Annotated in this window: 17 protein-coding genes and 1 other annotated feature; of the genes, 2 read left to right on the top strand and 15 right to left on the bottom strand. The window is 44.2% G+C overall.

Going from position 1 to position 17,787, the window contains the following annotated elements:
• Positions 1 to 23 precede the first annotated feature (23 nt).
• The 15 genes from rplL to cysK all read right to left on the bottom strand — a co-directional run bounded on the left by rplL (position 24) and on the right by cysK (position 14,976).
• Positions 24 to 398, bottom strand: a complete 375-nt coding sequence (gene rplL, locus LKD42_RS11175; RefSeq protein ID WP_022118515.1) for a 50S ribosomal protein L7/L12 — start codon at positions 396 to 398, stop codon at positions 24 to 26.
• A gap of 71 nt (positions 399 to 469) precedes the next feature.
• Entirely contained in the window at positions 470 to 961 is a 492-nt protein-coding gene (gene rplJ, locus LKD42_RS11170; protein ID WP_022118514.1) for a 50S ribosomal protein L10, read from the bottom strand.
• Positions 962 to 1,033: 72 nt separating this feature from the next.
• Positions 1,034 to 1,172, bottom strand: a sequence feature (ribosomal protein L10 leader region).
• Between the two features lie 47 nt (positions 1,173 to 1,219).
• Positions 1,220 to 4,306, bottom strand: coding sequence for a LamG-like jellyroll fold domain-containing protein (locus tag LKD42_RS11165; RefSeq protein WP_248835723.1), 3,087 nt, complete (start codon positions 4,304 to 4,306; stop codon positions 1,220 to 1,222).
• Between the two features lie 21 nt (positions 4,307 to 4,327).
• Complete coding sequence (locus LKD42_RS11160) at positions 4,328 to 4,477, bottom strand: hypothetical protein (RefSeq protein WP_248835722.1); 150 nt, start codon at positions 4,475 to 4,477, stop codon at positions 4,328 to 4,330.
• Between the two features lie 151 nt (positions 4,478 to 4,628).
• The gene (gene rplA, locus LKD42_RS11155) at positions 4,629 to 5,321 is read right to left on the bottom strand and encodes a 50S ribosomal protein L1 (protein WP_022118512.1); all 693 of its coding nucleotides are present in this window, start codon (positions 5,319 to 5,321) and stop codon (positions 4,629 to 4,631) included.
• Between the two features lie 102 nt (positions 5,322 to 5,423).
• Entirely contained in the window at positions 5,424 to 5,849 is a 426-nt protein-coding gene (gene rplK / locus LKD42_RS11150) for a 50S ribosomal protein L11 (RefSeq protein ID WP_022118511.1), read from the bottom strand.
• Between the two features lie 133 nt (positions 5,850 to 5,982).
• Positions 5,983 to 6,498: a transcription termination/antitermination protein NusG gene (gene nusG / locus LKD42_RS11145; protein WP_022118510.1), complete on the bottom strand. Its 516-nt coding sequence runs from the start codon at positions 6,496 to 6,498 to the stop codon at positions 5,983 to 5,985.
• 15 nt (positions 6,499 to 6,513) lie between these two features.
• Complete coding sequence (gene secE, locus LKD42_RS11140) at positions 6,514 to 6,720, bottom strand: preprotein translocase subunit SecE (RefSeq protein ID WP_022118509.1); 207 nt, start codon at positions 6,718 to 6,720, stop codon at positions 6,514 to 6,516.
• Positions 6,721 to 6,747: 27 nt separating this feature from the next.
• On the bottom strand, positions 6,748 to 6,897 hold the full coding sequence (gene rpmG, locus LKD42_RS11135; protein ID WP_147632104.1) for a 50S ribosomal protein L33: 150 nt from the start codon (positions 6,895 to 6,897) through the stop codon (positions 6,748 to 6,750).
• 202 nt (positions 6,898 to 7,099) lie between these two features.
• A complete protein-coding gene (locus LKD42_RS11130; protein ID WP_248835721.1) occupies positions 7,100 to 8,284 on the bottom strand; it encodes a radical SAM protein in 1,185 nt (394 codons plus the stop codon).
• A gap of 113 nt (positions 8,285 to 8,397) precedes the next feature.
• The gene (locus LKD42_RS11125; protein WP_147632102.1) at positions 8,398 to 9,309 is read right to left on the bottom strand and encodes a hypothetical protein; all 912 of its coding nucleotides are present in this window, start codon (positions 9,307 to 9,309) and stop codon (positions 8,398 to 8,400) included.
• 35 nt (positions 9,310 to 9,344) lie between these two features.
• On the bottom strand, positions 9,345 to 9,590 hold the full coding sequence (locus tag LKD42_RS11120) for a hypothetical protein (protein ID WP_173865920.1): 246 nt from the start codon (positions 9,588 to 9,590) through the stop codon (positions 9,345 to 9,347).
• Positions 9,574 to 12,504: a fibro-slime domain-containing protein gene (locus LKD42_RS11115; RefSeq protein ID WP_248835720.1), complete on the bottom strand. Its 2,931-nt coding sequence runs from the start codon at positions 12,502 to 12,504 to the stop codon at positions 9,574 to 9,576. The genes LKD42_RS11120 and LKD42_RS11115 overlap by 17 nt, the downstream gene beginning before the upstream one ends.
• A 178-nt stretch (positions 12,505 to 12,682) precedes the next feature.
• Positions 12,683 to 13,993 carry an O-acetylhomoserine aminocarboxypropyltransferase/cysteine synthase family protein gene (locus tag LKD42_RS11110; protein ID WP_022118504.1) on the bottom strand — a complete coding sequence of 437 codons (1,311 nt, stop codon included), beginning with the start codon at positions 13,991 to 13,993 and terminating at the stop codon, positions 12,683 to 12,685.
• 50 nt (positions 13,994 to 14,043) lie between these two features.
• On the bottom strand, positions 14,044 to 14,976 hold the full coding sequence (gene cysK / locus LKD42_RS11105) for a cysteine synthase A (protein WP_147632099.1): 933 nt from the start codon (positions 14,974 to 14,976) through the stop codon (positions 14,044 to 14,046).
• Positions 14,977 to 15,241: 265 nt separating this feature from the next.
• On the opposite strand from cysK, the gene LKD42_RS11100 reads away from it, so the two are divergent.
• Positions 15,242 to 15,679: an RrF2 family transcriptional regulator gene (locus tag LKD42_RS11100; RefSeq protein ID WP_147632098.1), complete on the top strand. Its 438-nt coding sequence runs from the start codon at positions 15,242 to 15,244 to the stop codon at positions 15,677 to 15,679.
• Between the two features lie 116 nt (positions 15,680 to 15,795).
• The gene (locus LKD42_RS11095) at positions 15,796 to 17,670 is read left to right on the top strand and encodes a transglutaminase domain-containing protein (protein WP_248835719.1); all 1,875 of its coding nucleotides are present in this window, start codon (positions 15,796 to 15,798) and stop codon (positions 17,668 to 17,670) included.
• The last annotated feature ends 117 nt before the right edge of the window (positions 17,671 to 17,787 follow it).

Genomic DNA, 17,787 nt, shown 5'->3' with positions numbered 1-17,787 from the left:
GTTTTACAAAAAAGCAGTTACAATTATTTAAGAGTAACTTTTGCTCCTTCTGCTTCCAGTTTTGTTTTGATGTCTTCAGCTTCTGCTTTAGATGCAGCTTCTTTCAGAACCTTAGGAGCTCCGTCAACTACTGCTTTCGCTTCTTTCAGTCCCAGACCAGTTACTTCACGAACAACTTTGATAACTTTAACTTTGTTAGCACCAACTTCTGTCAGTTCTACGTCAAACTCATCTTTTTCTTCAGCTGCTGCTTCACCAGCACCTGCTGCTGCAACTACAACACCTGCTGCTGCAGATACACCAAATTCTTCCTCACATGCTTTTACTAAATCATTTAACTCTAATACAGATAACTCTTTGATAGCTTCGATAAATTCAGCTGTTGTCAATTTTGCCATTTTATTTTCCTCCATTATTTTTATTTTTTCAGGCGGCATTTTCTATGCGGCCTCTGTGATGATTCTTATTCTTATGCTTCTTCCTGTTTCTCTGCAATCTGGCTGATAACGCGTGCAAAGTTTGCGATCGGAGACTGGATGCTTCCAAGCAGTTTGCCCAGCAGTTCTTCTCTTGAAGGGATGCTTGACAGTGCTGTGATACCTGCCTCATCGTAGTAAGCGTCTTCTACAACACCTGCAACGAGTTTCAGTGCTTTCACATCTTTTGCATATTTAGCCAGGATTCTTGCAGGAGCAGTTGCATCATCTTTGCTGATAGCGATTGCGTTCGGTCCTTCCAGATGTTTGCAAAGTTCTTCACAAGGTGTGCCTTTGAATGCAAACTTCATCATTGTGTTTTTGTACACTTTGTAAGAAACACCGGCTTCTCTGAGCTCTTTACGCATTGCAGTATCCTGCTCTACGGTGATTCCGCTGTAAGTAACCAGTACGATGGAAGCCGCATCTTTGATCGCCTCACTGATCTCTGCCACGATCGGCTGTTTCTGTTCTACTTTTGCCATTAACTTTTACCTCCTTATAGATTCTGCCCGGTGTGCCATAAAAGCCCACCACTGAATATTCTGGGAGGAATTCATAACAATGAAAAACCTCTCTGTCAAACTAACAGAGAGGTTCTGTAATCATTCTTTTAAGAATTCTTCACTCCTCGGCAGGCGTTTTAATCTTATGCCTAACGGCACCTGCTGTCTCTGGCAGTTTTCTGTAAAACTATAGCACATCTGCCACTGTTATGTCAAGGAGTTTTTACATTTTTCTGACTAAGAATTTTTGTATTTTTTTCTGACCACTTTTGACCAGTTGCTCTGCATTTTCTTACCGCCCGCTTTTTTATAAGTCCGGATCTTGTAATAGTAAGTTTTTCCTTTGCGTGCCTTCTTGTCAAGATAACTCTGAGTCTTTCCCTTTTTCACAACATGAATCTTTTTATATCCGCTCTTTTTCTTTGTGGAGCGATAAATATAATATCCATTTGCACCGGATACTTTTTTCCAGGTGATCCGGATCCCTTTTTTCGTTGCTTTTGCTTTTACATTTCTGACAGCTTTCGGTCTGGTCACAGTCGGTTTTGCCGGTGCTGCCGGCGTTTGAGTTTCCGTCTGTTTTTTATCATCCGACGGTTTGTTTACTGTTTCACTTTCCGATTCTTTTTCCGATTCCGTTGTTGTCTCTTTCTGCGTTTCACTCTCTGTTTCGCTTTCTTTCTGTGCATCTGCCGGGATTTTGAATGCAGTAACAGAATGCGGAGCCAGGCTGTATTTTGCTGTTTTCTCTGTTACGGAAATCTTTGTTTTCTGTACATCTACTTTATTTGGATTTGCCTGTGTGTTTTCATCCAGCACATCATCCGATGTCAGATACCATATCTGAAGATCTTTTCCTGTCAGGTCTTTTCCGTCTATGATCAGATTTACATCTGTTCTTTCATCTCTGCTGTTATTCACAACCGTAAGATAAATATTCCCCTGTTCATCTTTTGAGGAAATTGCTTTTACAAGCGGAACATTGTACCCCTTATAGGTATAACAGGTCACATTTCCTTCAATTTTCTGGCCAATCTGCGTTGTTCCTGTCATATTATTGAAAATGGAAAACATTTTTGCAGAAGGGGTCGACACAAAATCGGTCGTTCCATCGTTTTGTTTGATCGCCTGGATCACACACTGAGAGCCTGAGCCAAGGTTATCTGCTCCATATGGATAATCAACCAGACAATGTTTGTTGATATAAGGTGTTCCAAAGCCAATGTAATCAATCATTTCATTTGCAATGTAAACAGCATGTCCGATCCCACGGACAAACTGGGTATTATGGTTATATACGCCAAATTCAGACAGAACCGGCACTTTCCCCATTCCAGGTGCATATTGCTTCATCGCATCCACCAGTTCTTTTACACGGGGCATATTGTACTGCAATGACCGTCCGAGCACTTTTTCATAGAACTCCGGATCATTGTCTGCAATAACTCCGCCGCTTGTATCACTGTACGGATGAATAACAACACCATCATAATACTTATTGTAACCTTTCTGTGCCATTTTCTGCACAAAAGAAACCTGCTTGCCGCTTCCGCAGTATACCTGGATCTCCATCCCCAGTTCATCAGCAATCTTGTTCATCGCCTGATAATACGACACAAATCCATCACGGTCACTCTGGTAAGATGCGGTGATTGCCTTTCCTGACTGTGGAACATTTCCATTTATTCCATCACCAAATGTAATTTTACCTGTTTTGCAGTCTACCGTGCAGACATTCTGTGCCCCCTTGCCTTCCAGGGAATCCACGATCTGCCACTGTGTTCCGCCTACATAGACAGCCACAGAATTTTCTACTGCCGGTCTATAACGTACATAGCGAACCTGATTTGCTGTTCCATCACTGTTTGTGGCCTGATCTCTCCAGTCTTCATCCTTAACCGTCCTGGTATTCTGACCGAAAGTCATTCTGCCGCCGTCAATATAAGCATCCATCCAGTCAGTGTTTCCTCTGCCATCCATCCAGTAGGTCTGTCTGTAATAACCGATTTCATTTCCGATTTCAAAACGTGTTACACCATAAGGTTCCGGATGCCCATTGGCTGCACGCACTTCTGCCCAGTCTACGCCACCGTTTGGGTTCGTCACATCACCGTCTGCCGGTGCATTTAAGTATTCGATCAAATCTGCCGCATCTGCTGCACTTCCCTGGCCCATACCATAAACCCAGACCGCCTCCGCTTTGATATCATCGTAAATCCAGCTCATCGCCTCATCCAGCCCGAAATTCGGTGTGATCGGATCAGATGTTTCCGGAAGTCCATGTACTGTTTTCTTTCGCTGCTCTGCAGGTCCGATGCTGCGTTTCCAGTCAAACAGATTGGATACCGTTCCACCTGGATAACGTACAGAACCAAAATGTGCTTCTTTTACATATTCATTAAATTTAGCTTCCACTTTCTTTTCTGATGCGTTCCATGAGCTGTAAGCATTATTATGATAACGATGATTGATGCCAAACATTGCTTTTGAGATTTCACGCACTTCTTTGGAAGTATCCACCGTAATGTCTATGTTCGTGACAGCATTTTCAGAATAAACCTTGTAAATACTCTGGATCTGTGCCGGTGTCATCACTTTTTTATAATAACGCACTTCATCCATATATCCTTTGAAACCCGTTTTTTCAGTAGCATTCTTATGATTTCCGATCAGGAGATCCGTGAGTGCATCTACATAACTACCGTCCAACGTGTTTTCGTTTACCAGTTTTCCATTGATATAAAACTGTGCTTTTTTCGCCGTATGGCTGCTTGTAAATGCCACATGCACCCATTTGCCTCCGGCTACCGGGCTCTTGCTCAGCACATCGCTGGCTGTTACATAAGTCCCAAGTTTCATATTGGAATCCAGATAGAGAATGCTCCGTCCCGCCCCTGTCTGCTGGAACAGATATTTTTTGTCCGTGCTGCCGCCAAACATATCGTCATCGCATTTGATCCATGCCATCAGCGTGACATCATCCCAAGCTGCATTGACTGCATCTGGCAGTTTCAGCGAAGATGCAGATGTTCCATCAAAATATGCCGCACTTCCCGAAATACCTTCGCTCTCTTTTCTGGTAACTCCGCTGCCCTGCACTTCCACTTTCTGGGCAGACTGTGATGCACTGTTCGTGGTCAGGGCATCCTCAAAATTCAGATAAACAGACAGACCTTCTCTCAGGTCATCCGCTTCTTCCGCCGCAAACACTTCGCTATAATTATAACCACCCGTGCCCGGCACTGCTGCTGCAGTAACACATAACGCCGTCAGAATGCATGCTGTTCGTTTCGCCATGCTGCTCCATGTTCTTTTCTTTTTCATAGTAACCTCCTGTTTTTAATTTTAAGAATCCCCGTCTTCCTGCTGCAAGCTGCACGCCATACATCGCATGGTCTGTTTTCCCATACGCTTCCGCAGTCTGACAGAGGCTGTATGCAGATTTACTGAATCAAATCTGCTTTTTTGTAAGATCAGACGAAAAATCCCTCTCATTCTTTCGCATCTGCTTACATATGATATCATATTACCATAAAGAATCAAAAAAAAACAGGTGTATTTTAGTTGTTTTATATAATGATGCCAAAAAAAGACCGCCATACCGATTTCTCGATACAGCGGCCTCTGCTCGCCTTACAAACTTGAATTAAACCAGTTTTACCGGATTCAGTTTTACGCCCGGTCCCATAGTAGGAGCGATTGTAACACTTCTCAGGTACTGACCTTTCAGTGTGCTTGGTTTTGCTTTATTAATTGCATCAATAAGCGTCTGGAAGTTTTCGCGCAGTGCATCCTCTTCAAAGGAAGCTTTTCCAAGTGGCACATGGATAATGTTATTCTTGTCCAATCTGTACTCAATCTTACCAGCTTTGATATCAGCGATAGCTTTTGTTACGTCCATAGTAACGGTACCAGCCTTCGGGTTTGGCATCAGTCCTTTAGGACCAAGTACACGACCCAGACGACCTACAACACCCATCATGTCCGGAGTTGCTACTACTACGTCGAAATCCAGCCATCCTTCATTCTGGATCTTCGGGATCAGTTCTTCTCCGCCTACGAAATCAGCACCAGCTGCCTGAGCTTCGTCTGCTTTTGCGTTTTTAGCGAATACCAGAACACGAACTGTTTTACCAGTTCCATGAGGCAGAACTACTGCACCACGGATCTGCTGATCTGCGTGACGTCCGTCACATCCTGTTTTGATATGAGCTTCGATTGTTTCGTCAAATTTTGCAACAGCAACTTTCTTTACTAAAGAAATTGCTTCTGGAATATCATAGAGAGTTGCACGATCAACTGCTTTCGCAGCCTCTACGTATTTCTTTCCTCGTTTCATATTAAATAACCTCCTGGTGGTGTTTGCGGGAATATCCCTCCCACGTTTTTTCGTTTTCGTTTACGGAACTGCAAGCTTATTGTGAAGCCTGTATGAAATGAATTAGTCTTCTACAGTGATACCCATAGAACGAGCTGTACCAGCGATCATGCTCATAGCTGCTTCTACAGATGCTGCGTTCAGATCCGGCATTTTCATTTCAGCGATCTCTCTTACTTTATCTTTAGAGATTGTAGCAACTTTGGTCTTGTTCGGAACACCTGAACCAGATTTGATGTTGCATGCTTTTTTCAGCAGTACTGCTGCCGGCGGAGTCTTTGTTACGAAGCTGAAGCTTCTGTCTGCGTATACTGTGATAACAACAGGGATGATCAGATCACCTTTATCTGCTGTTCTTGCATTGAACTCCTTTGTAAACTGAACGATGTTAACACCATGCTGACCAAGTGCCGGACCAACTGGTGGAGCCGGTGTTGCCTTTCCAGCAGGAATCTGTAATTTAATATAACCTGTTACTTTTTTTGCCATCTTAGGCACCTCCTATGTGGTATTGTCGGGGGTTTCCCTCCCACTTGCTTCGGTTTCCGATTGTTCCGAAGCGGTTCTCTGTTACTTACAACATTGCGGCATCGGCCACAGCCGGTGACGCATACCAAAAATATTACATTTTTTTGATTTCTGTGAAACCGATCTCTACCGGAGTCTCACGTCCGAACAGTTCGACATTGATTGTCACGATCTGTTTACTTGGATTAATGGACTGAATAACGCCTACGGTATCTTTCCATACACCTGCGGTGATGGTAACCGTATCGCCTTCTTCGAAATCAATCTCAAGTTCTGCAGGTTTGATTCCGAGCGGTGCCATTTCCTCCTCTGTAAGCGGAACTGGCTTGGATCCAGGTCCAACAAAGCCGGTAACACCTCTGGTATTTCTTACGACATACCAGGTATCATCATTCATGATCATGTTCAGCAGAACATAGCCCGGAAACAGCTTTTTCAGAACCTGCTTCTTGGCACCGTTCTTCACTTCCACAACTTCCTGCATCGGAACTCGAACCTCAAGGATCTGATCCTCCAGGTGACGGTTTTCAATTGTTTTTTCAATGTTGGCCTTTACCTTGTTCTCATACCCTGAATAAGTATGAACTACATACCAGTTTGCATCTGACATATTATCACCCTGTCCTTATTTTACTAAGAAATCAACACCGTACTGTACGATCATATCAATGATGGTGATCAGAACGCCCAGTACTACCGAAACGCTAAGGACTGCTGCCGTCTGCTTGCCGATGGATTTCTGATCCGGCCAGATAATTTTGCGGAACTCAGCTTTCAGGCCGTCGAACCAGCTTTTTTTAGGAGCTTTTTCTTTCTTTTCCTTTTCGCTCATATAATCACTTATCCTTTCGCATCCGGCTTATTTGGTTTCCTTGTGATTCGTGTGTTTCTTGCAGAATCTGCAATACTTCTTGGTTTCCATTCTCTCAGGATGAGTTTTCTTATCCTTTGTCATGTTGTAATTACGCTGTTTGCATTCTGTACATGCCAATGTAATTCTTGTGCGCAAAACTTCCACCTCGCTCTCTTTGTTTTTTGCTCACAGCCTTTATGGGCTGATGAATTTTAGGCATAAAAAAAAGACCTACTTCCATTCGCCAGACCAGTCTATCATGACATTAAAAAGAAGTCAAGTCTTTCTTGTGTTTCTGACACTTTTTTTCTTGTGTTTCTGACACTTTTTTTGCCAAATACCTGACATACGGCAAGTATCAGAAAAGAACGGGAAATACTTCCGCATCCCCACAGCCTGACTTCCATTTTTCAAGCACAGCCTGATAAACTTTTGCCTCTGCCGCATGCATCCGGCAGAGATATTCCGGACATCCTTTTTCTTCTCCACATTCAGCAGCGATCATCGCAATGCAGGGATGACAGATTTTTCTGTTTGCACAATGTATACACGCCGGAGAACAGCATACTTTTTCTGTCTGTGCAACCAGTTCTTTCCAGGCTTCTGCAAAAGAACGCTCTTTTAAAGATATTTTTGCCGAAGCGTACATGCCGCAGTTGACCAGATTGCCCTGCCAGTCCACCCAGAAAGAACAGTGTCCGGCCCGGCAGTGCATGGTCATCACATTTTCATCCGTTATCTTTTTGTCTTCACATCTTTTTTCTTCGTCAGAATTTTCCCGAAACCGTTCCTCGCCTTTTTGGAATCTGCCAAACCGCTCTGCCTGCCGCCAAAACCAATCCCCATCTCCGGTCAGAAAATTGGTCTTTACTCTGGCAAGTGCGGCCTCTTCCGGGGAGAGGCGTTCATTTTGTCCGACCATTGCTGCGTTTCGGCGGATCGGCGGAAACATATAGGTTGCCGCCTGGATCGGTATCTGACACTCTTTTGCATAAGAAATCATACTCTCCAGATCCTGTACATTCTGCGGTGTAATGCTGGCGTTCAATTTGATCGGCACCCCATACTGTTTCAGCCATCGGACGGCATTTTTCACTTTCAGAAAGGATTCGCCGTTTCCGCAGAGCTTCTGATAAGTCTCTTCACTCGCCCCGTAAAGTGTGATGTTGATCCTGGTCGGTGTGTGCCTGCCAAGCCACCTGGCCATATTCTGATCGATCCGGGATGCATTGGAATTGATGCTGACCTGCATTCCAAGATCCTGCATTCCGGCAAAGACTTCCTGAAAATCTTCGTACAGAAACGGCTCCCCGCCCGTCAGAAGCGGAAACAGCAAACCACATTTTGCGGCATCTTCTGCAATCTCAAGCCACCTCTTTCCATCCATCAGTCCGCCTGCTTTCTCCACTTCTGCCCTGCTTTTACGGACATAACACATTTTGCAGGCAAAATTACAGATCGGGAGCAGTTCAAATGCCCCGGTCAGTGGGATTCTCTCCGCTCCCGCTTTTGCCCATAAACGCCTGCTGATCGTTCCCTGCATATTTTCTCTTCTCCTTCCTGTTTAAGCATATGTTATGTATTTCTTGTGACACTCTTCCGTATACCTTACTTCTGTACTCGCTTCACATTTTGCATGTCTGAATAAATTTCATTTTATCTTTTCCTACAGATATCGTCCATCTTCAGGATTTTTTCCAGGCACGCAACTGCCTGCTCATCCATCGTTGCAGTCAGCTGGTAGACTGGCATTTCTTTCAGCAACAAAAACAGATTCTCTGCCGCCTGGTTTCTGGCATTTTCACTCCACCGGTCGATCACAAGCTGCGGCATCAGCTGTGCCATCGCTTTCCCTGCCCGCAGTCTTTCGATGCTGCTCTTTCCATTCTGCGACTGTTTTACCAGAACGATGCATCCCGCCACATGTACTTCCCCACTTCGCACCGGCTGTGATCCATCCATCGGATAGCCGTAGCTGTGCCAGTTTCCGTCCTGTTTTCGCAGAAGTGTCCGGTCATTGCAGATGATCCTGGCATTTCTGAACCTCTCCCAGAGTTTTGCCTGCGTGGTCTTTCCCGCCCCGGATGGTCCGGCAAATAAAATCCCGGTTTCCTGATATGTAATCTGTGCCGCGTGAAAAAACAGTACAAGAAACTGTTGAAGGATGGCCCGCATCGGAAAATAACGCAGGATTTCACCAAGACTTTTCGGTGCAACCGGAAGCAGCCGTTCCTGTATCCTGCACGAAACATGTGAAAAAGTATCGTCGTATTCCACGCAGGAAATTGCTCCCTTTTCTCCCTCCCACACAATACAGTAATTTTTCTCTTCCCTGCGATAGTAAGTCTGGATCAGATCTTCTCCAAGCTTTACCGCAGAACGAAGCGGCGGCTTTACCCACTTCCAGGAAACCGCCGCCAGAATATCTGTCTCTTTCCATTTTTCATCCTGCCCGGATATACCGGATCTTTCCCGGATTATAAATGGAAGGAACACATCTTCGATCTGAATTTCTTTTTCACAGTCCAGACAGATTTTCACGCCGCCAAGGCATAACATGATATGCATCCCCGGTACCTCGCTTTTTCTGTTTCTCTTTGTGTTCAGGATGTCCAGTAACCGCCGCCTGCTGTCGTGTAACAGTCGCACGTATCCTCCGAATAAAACTGTACATTGTGCACACTTCTTGCAGCACTGTATGTCTCAAACGGATCGATGTAATCGCTGCACTGGCTGTATCCGTTCATTTGCGGACCGTTGTGGACGACCGTTTCACAGTTGCTTGCGATCGAAGCATCCAGCTGATAGCGTTCCACTTCTGCTTTTGGAGTTTCATACGTTTTCTTCATATCCATTCCCCTTCCCGTATGTCTGTTTCTTTATGATCGTAAACTCGGCATTTCCGGTTACTTTGATATTGGTTGAGGAAACCAGTCCCTCTTCGGCTTTGATCTCAAATGTAGCTATCGTGCTTCCGTCTTTTTCACTGATATCCGCACATTTTGAAATTTCATAATAACAGTCTGCTGCATTTTTAAGTTCCAGGATCTGTCCGTTGACTGAGACTTTTGCATTTCCGAACGGAGCTTTTACTCCAAGATAAAGTTTGTTCGTATTTGGATCCCAGTCTTTTAAAGAGAAGGTTACGCTCTGATCTTCATCAAGATAAACCTCTTCTTTCGGCCCGTTGCTCTTATATTCGGAAGCTTTTTTGATCTCACCGTTTGAATCGGTAAATACCACAAATGTTTTTCCATCCCACTGGATCTCGCCGTTTTCATCAACCTCCGTATAATCGGAGAGAAGTTTCTGACGCAGTGTAACTGCCGTCATATTTGCTTCACCATCCTGGTTGTAGGCCTGTGCTGCAATATCTGCATGTTCATCCGTCTCATCAAGCGGCTGCATCACACGGATCCCATCCAGCCAGAAATCTGAGCCAAAACGATTTCCCGCCTTTGCAACAGAGACTTCTACATTATATGTGCCATATTCGGAAGTATTCCAGGTAAATACCGGAATATTGTATAAAGTGATCTTGTTTTCACTCTGATAAATGGTGTTGCGATATCCATGATAGATTTCTCTGCCTTTTGCATCTCTGATCACGATCCGCAGATAGCCGCTGTTATTGGATGTCCTTGCAAAGAAAGAAGTTCCCTTTCCGGTAAAGGTGTAAGTAAATTTTGCTGCACCTTTTTCTGTGCTTACATAACAGCTGGAACCGTTGCTGTCTTCACTGTCACTTAAATAAGCAACATCTGAACCATACGGACTGTCACCGGCATCCCCGACTACGCCCGGTTCCTGGTAATCCTCCTGAGGTGTTCCCTCCTGTTCCCAGCTTCCGTTTGGATATTCTGCCATTCCGAAATCTTCTTCATAATACATGTCGGTCGCCGGAATGATATAAACCTTTGCCTGTGCCTCCTGATCATCTACACCGTTTGTACTCTTTACTTTTGCAGTATAATTTAAAACTTCTACGCCGGTCAGCTGTTTTGTCAGCGTGTAATGGATTTTTCCGTCTTTTACTTCGGCCGTTCCATATTTCAGAGAATTGCTGTCGATTTCAACCAGTTCTTTGCTGCCTCCGACTGCCAAATCATTTACCAGAGGATCAATTTCAACCGGAAGTCCGTAGTCCAGAACAATATAGTCGTCATTTGCCTCAAAAGATGCCGTTTCTTTGTGCAGCATTTCATTTTCACAGGTGAACGATACCTGATCTGCTTTGTCTGCTTCACCTTTTGCAGTCACGCTCATACTCGTTCCGGCACTGTTCGAATCCACGACATGGAAACCACCGGCTGCTTCCGCCTGATAACTCCATTTCGGAACGATCCAGCTCGCTCCGTTGTCCGCCTCGGTAATATAATAGGTTTTGCCGTCATCTTCATCCATCGTTCCGATGAATTTCGCAGTCTGACCATTTTTCAGTGCAAACCTTCCGTCCGTTCCGGTCATTCTCGTATCTACATACTGATTGTTGATGTCATAGAGATTGTAAGTTGCATCTGACACTGCTTCGCCGTCACGGTAGAGCGTAAAATAAAAATCTCGCTGGCTGATCTGTGCTAAAATACTGTCATCCAGTTTTATTCCTTTACTGTCTGTTGTTTTAACTGTTTTATGCACCGAAACGGTATCTTTCATTGGCAGATTGAATTTGATTTTACAGTTGGAAGCTCCTTCTCCACGTTCCAGATAATAGACGGTCAGCGTATGCTGATCGGTCGCTGCAAATGTTTTTAACGTAGTATCAAAAATACCCGCACCTTCAGAATCCCGGAACACTTTTTTTGAGATCTTTCCGGCTGTTGATCTTCCTCCTTTAATAAACATTCCGCTTGTCTGACCGGAACTGGTCGCAAAAATTTCTGTTTTGTTCTGTGCAAAATTAATCGTTCCGTTGACTGAATCGTGGATGCCGCCAATATCCAGAACAAGTTTTCCGTCAATAAATACCCACACATCATCATCACCGGCAAACTCAAACTTGATATCTTCGTCTGAAGTGCTGGAAATTTTGCCATCTGCCGTCATGGAAAACGGAATCGTTGCGATCATTCCAAAATGATAATCCGGCGTCCTCACACTCGTTCCGCTGTTGAACGGATAAAAGCCCTTTCTGTTATCTGTCTTATTCGTCTGTGCCGTGTCATTCCAGGTCAGATTCGTTTCACTTGCTGCTGTTCCAGAAAAATATGCTGAATCCTGACTTGCATCAAATGTATAATATCCATTTTCATATACAAACGGCAGTCCGACATTCGTGTAAACTTCTTTTGTTTTTGTGTCACCGGAATCAAAAATGCCGCCGTCCGGAACCTTAAAATGAATGTTTCCATTCTGCATGTCAGAACCCACCAAGCCGCTGTAAACATAACCCTTCTGACTGGTCTGCGTGGATGAGATCGTATTATTTGTCGTCAGCAGACCGGTCCAGGTATTCCAGGTGGCATAGCTGCTGCCGGGAGCACCATTCGAAAAATAGATACCCCTAAGAACTCTGCTGTTCGGATTTTCTGCCTTGTCTTCCTGATAAACCGCCTGATTGATCGTGTCCTGATCATAATCATAAAGCGTTACCGGAAAATAACGGATCTCTTTTTGTGATGCCGCCTGCGAAATTGCTTGGGATACCGCTTTTGGCACACTGTCAAAACTTCGAAATGCTGCCTCCGCCTCAGATGGCATGGCGGTGACCGTAACTACGGTTGCCAGCGTTACCGCCAGAATACGTGATACTCTTTTTCTCATAATTTTCCTCCTTTTTCTTAAAACATTTTTATTTTCCATAAAAAAGAGCAGAGATCTGTGCCTCTTTCGCACATTTCTCTGCTCTCGTTTTCACGATCGTTGCTTTATTTTTATATTTCTCACCTGTATTTTATAAAGATGCCATACGGATTGTTCCGCACTTCACACGCTTTTATTCTTACTGTACTGCTTTGAATGCTTCGTCCAGATCCTGAATGATGTCATCAATGTTCTCTGTACCGATGGACAGGCGGATTGTGTTTGGTTTGATTCCCTGATCCAGAAGTTCTTCCTCTGTGCACTGGCTGTGTGTTGTGGTTGCCGGATGGATAACCAGAGATTTTACATCTGCTACGTTTGCCAGCAGGGAGAACAGCTCCAGATTGTCGATGAAATCTTTTGCTTTCTGTGCGTCACCTTTGATCTCAAAGGTAAAGATAGAGCCGCCGCCATTCGGGAAATATTTTGCATACAGCTCTTTCTGTTTCGGATCATCCGAAACAGACGGATGATGTACTTCTTCTACCTGCGGATGATTCTTCAGGTACTGTACGACTTTCAGTGCGTTCTCTACATGACGCTCTACTCTCAAAGACAGTGTTTCCAGTCCCTGCAGGAAAATGAATGAGTGGAATGGAGAGATGGTTGCACCGGTATCTCTCAGCAGGATTGCACGGATTTTTGTAACAAATGCTGCAGGTCCTACTGCTTTTGTAAAGCTGATGCCATGGTAGCTTGGGTTCGGTTCTGTCAGAGAAGCGAATTTACCGGATGCCTCCCAGTCGAATTTACCGCCATCTACGATAACACCGCCGATGGTTGTTCCATGGCCGCCGATGAATTTTGTTGCAGAATGTACAACGATATCTGCACCGTACTCAATCGGTCTTACCAGGTATGGTGTTGCAAACGTATTGTCAACAACCAGCGGGATTTTATGTGCATGAGCGATCTTTGCGATAGCTTCAATATCTACTACGTCTGAATTCGGGTTGCCCAGAGTTTCGATATAAACAGCTTTTGTATTATCCTGGATAGCTGCTTCTACTGCATCCAGATCAAAGATATCTACAAAGGTTGTTGTGATACCGTACTGTGGCAGTGTGTGCTCCAGCAGGTTGAAGGAACCGCCGTAAATATTTTTTGCAGATACGATGTGGTCACCGTTCTGTGCCAGGTTTTCAATGGTATATGAAATAGCTGCTGCTCCGGATGCTACTGCCAGTGCTGCAACACCGCCTTCCAGAGCTGCGATTCTCTTTTCGAATACATCCTCTGTCGGGTTTGTCAGTCTTCCGTAGATGTTACCGGCATCTGCCAGACCAAATCTTGCAGCTGCATGATCGCAGTTACGGAATACATAAGAAGAAGTCTGATAAATCGGAACTGCCCTTGCATCGGTGACCGGGTCTGGAGTTTCCTGACCTACGTGAAGCTGTAATGTTTCAAATTTAAATTTTCTGTTTTCTCTTGTAATTTTTTCGCTCATGTTATTCACCTTTTACTGCCATCTGGCGTGGCATTTTACCTTTCTTTGAATTAGTCTGTAAATAATGCTGTGGAGTAGTAACGATCTCCTGTGTCAGGAAGCAGTGCTACAATGGTTTTTCCTTTGTTTTCCGGACGTTTTGCCAGCTGGATTGCTGCGTAAAGAGCTGCACCTGAGGAAATACCTACCAGTACGCCTTCTTTCTTGGCAATCAGTTTGCCTGTTGCAAATGCGTCTTCGTTTTCTACTTTGATGATTTCATCATAAATGTTTGTATCCAGTACTTCCGGTACAAATCCTGCACCGATACCCTGGATTTTATGTGGACCTCCCTTGCCTTCGGAAAGAACCGGGGAAGTTGCCGGCTCTACTGCCACGATCTTGATATCCGGATTCTGCTCTTTTAGATATTCACCGACACCTGTCAGTGTTCCGCCTGTACCAACACCGGCTACGAAGAAATCTACCTTGCCGTCTGTGTCTTTCCAGATTTCCGGACCTGTGGTTGCTCTGTGTGCTGCCGGGTTTGCCGGGTTTACAAACTGTCCCGGAATGTAGCTGTTCGGGATTTCTTTTGCCAGCTCATCTGCTTTTGCGATGGCACCTTTCATACCCTTTGCACCTTCTGTCAGCACCAGTTCTGCACCGTATGCTTTCAGGATGTTTCTTCTTTCAATACTCATCGTATCCGGCATGGTCAGGATGATGCGGTATCCTTTTGCTGCTGCAATGGATGCCAGTCCGATACCGGTATTTCCGGATGTCGGCTCGATGATAACAGAACCTTCTTTCAGAAGTCCTTTGCTCTCAGCGTCTTCGATCATGCTCTTTGCAATACGGTCTTTTACGCTTCCTGCCGGGTTAAAGTACTCAAGTTTTGCCAAGACAGTTGCTGAAAGCTCCTGATCTTTTTCTATGTTTACAACTTCTACCAGTGGTGTATTTCCGATCAATCCTAAAGTTCCTTTATAAATGTTGGACATGTTATTTTCCTCCTTATTTATTCCTACCTTTTCGATATGTTTTATATGATTTACTCGAATTATATGCCAACATCCAGTATTTGTCAACACCTTTTTTCAGATTTCCCTTTTTAAATCTCTAGAAATACGATAGGAAATATGATACTATCATTCTAAGGTTGAACGTTCCATTGCTGAAATCACCCGGCAGTGAAGCAATTCACAGGCGTCATGCCGGAGGACAACACTTTCAACACTGCTAATATATGAAACGAGGTGAGAAAAAATGAAAATTTCTACAAAAGGAAGATATGCTCTGCGTATGCTTCTGGATCTTGCAGAACATCAGAGCGAGGGTTACATCGCTTTAAAAGACATCGCAGCAAGACAGGATATTTCCAAAAAATATCTGGAACAGATCATCCCGATCCTGAACAAATCCGGTTTCCTGCTCGCAAGCCGCGGATTTCAGGGCGGATACCGTCTGGCAAAAACACCGGACAAATACACCGTCGGTGATATCTTACGTGCAACAGAGGGAAGTCTGTCACCGGTTGCCTGTCTGGACAATGAGCCGGTACTCTGTCAGAGAGCCGACATGTGTACGACACTTTCCGTATGGAAAGGATTGAAAAAAGTCATTGATGACTATGTAGATGGGATCACTTTGCAGGATCTTCTGGATCAGCAGCGTGAAACTTATGCAAATGATTATGTAATATAACATCCGGATTACAATGAAAAGATGTAACTGTTCAGTACCTTCACAGTTACGAAAAGATTACCATATTCTTTTCATCCGTAAAACACGATATCTTTTTAGAAAGAGAGGGTTATTTCATGAAAAAAAATATGTATTCTGTTTTGCTTCATTTTTTTCTGTTTGTATGCCTGGTCATACCTTTGCATACAACCGCAAATGCGGCAAACACCACCGACGATTGTCTTCAGATTCTCGCTTCTGATTTTGCCGGCAATTCCGCAAAAGAATTTATCGGAACACAGCATCTGAATATCACGGATTCACAGTATCAGACAATCCGTACATTTACTTTAGATTTAACAGAAAAATACAGTTCCACAAAAGACAAGATCACTGCCATCTATCAGTGGGCAAAAGACACCAGCCTGAAGGCTTCTGTCGGAGAAGATGCCCCTGCAGATCTGGAAGAAAATGATCCTTATAAAGTATTCAAAGAGAAAACCGGAGTATGTCAGGGAAAAGCCAATCTCTGTAAGACCATGCTCGCCGCCATCGATGTTCCATGTATCATCGCCCACGGCTACTGGGAAAGAGAAGGCCATGCATGGGATTTCGTTCTGTGTGACGGCAAATGGGGCATCGTCGATGCATCCATGTGGCAGATCTCGCTGGATGATCCTTCCGACATCTCTTCTCACTATAAAACAGACAATCTCGAATCCGTTCTTTATGAAAAAGATGGTTTTGAATTTACTTATTATCTGGGCGGCATCGGCGTTGTCGGCTATACCGGAAATGCAGACTGCCTGGAGATCCCTGACAGCTGCAATGGCCGTCCTGTAATCAGCATCGCTGCAGAAAACCAGATTTATTATGAACATTCTTTGCAGGATACAACGGCAAAAAAGCTTGTGCTTCCGGCAACGGTAAAATACGGAATCTACTTAAGTGACTATGAGATCCGTTCTTTCTATTCAAAATCTCTGGAATCTATTTCCGTAGATGAAAACAATCCGGTATTTGCGTCCTATGACGGAATACTTTATTCCAAAGATTACTCAAGAATCTACTCTGTTCCGGCAGGTATTTCCGAAGTTACTCTGAAACCGATGGAGATCCTGGAAAAAAATACGCTCACTAATCTTTCGAACCTGCGTATTCTGAAAATCGGAGAAGGTACAAAAGAACTGGAAGAAGATGCCATTGAAAACTGTGAGCACCTGGAAAAAGTTTATATTCCGGACAGTGTGACAACGATCGCATATGAAGAAAGCAATGGCAATGTTTACGAAGCTTTTAGCGGATGCCCGAATAACTTTGTCGTATATGCATCTGCCGGAAGTGCGGGAGAAGCTTATGCCAAAAAGAAAGGACTGACCTGCAAAGATCCAAAAGAACTCTTCCCGGCAGATTATAGCAAGATCGATGAACTGCTGAAAACCGTTCCGGATGATTCTGATCTTTACCGGTACACACCGGACAGCGTCAGCCGCTTAAAAGAAGCCATCCAGGCCATCAACCGTGACTGCACTGCCGCACAGCAGAATCTCGTTGACGAAATGGCAAAAAATCTGGAAACTGCAATCAAAAAACTGGAAGTTCGACCGGCTGTTCCGGATACCAACGAAACCGAAAAGCCACAGCCGGATACAGAAACACCGGAAACACACGTACCAGATCAGTCCGGCAATACGGAAACGCCAAAACCGGCTGCGAAACCGACCGCACCTGCAAAAGTAACCGGAGTGAAGATTTCTTATAAAAAATCCGGCAAAGCAATCCTTGGCTGGAAAAAAGTAAAAAATGCCTCCGGGTATGAGATTTACCGTTACCAGAATAAAAGATGGGTAAAAGTGAAAAAGGTTGGTAAAAAAACAAGCTTTGTAATAAAGAAACGCTCCCGAAAAACCGTGTACTATCGCGTGAGGGCTTTCCGGAAAAAAGGGAAAAATGTGAGCTATGGAAAATACTCTAGGAAAGTGAAGTGTAAAGCTCTTCAGAAAGCCAAATAAAAAGTTGTGGCGGAGGTTTGTGTAAATGTGAAAATGAACGCCATAGAAATGATTTTATAAAATATATAACGCCATGATGATTCGAAAACAATCTCCTGACACGCTGCGTTTCCTGTT

Origin of the sequence: Hominisplanchenecus faecis, from assembly GCF_020687205.1 — a bacterium.
Lineage (GTDB): Bacteria > Bacillota > Clostridia > Lachnospirales > Lachnospiraceae > Hominisplanchenecus > Hominisplanchenecus faecis.
Note: the sequence above shows the minus strand (reverse complement) of the source record. Positions and strands in the feature narration are given on the sequence as shown.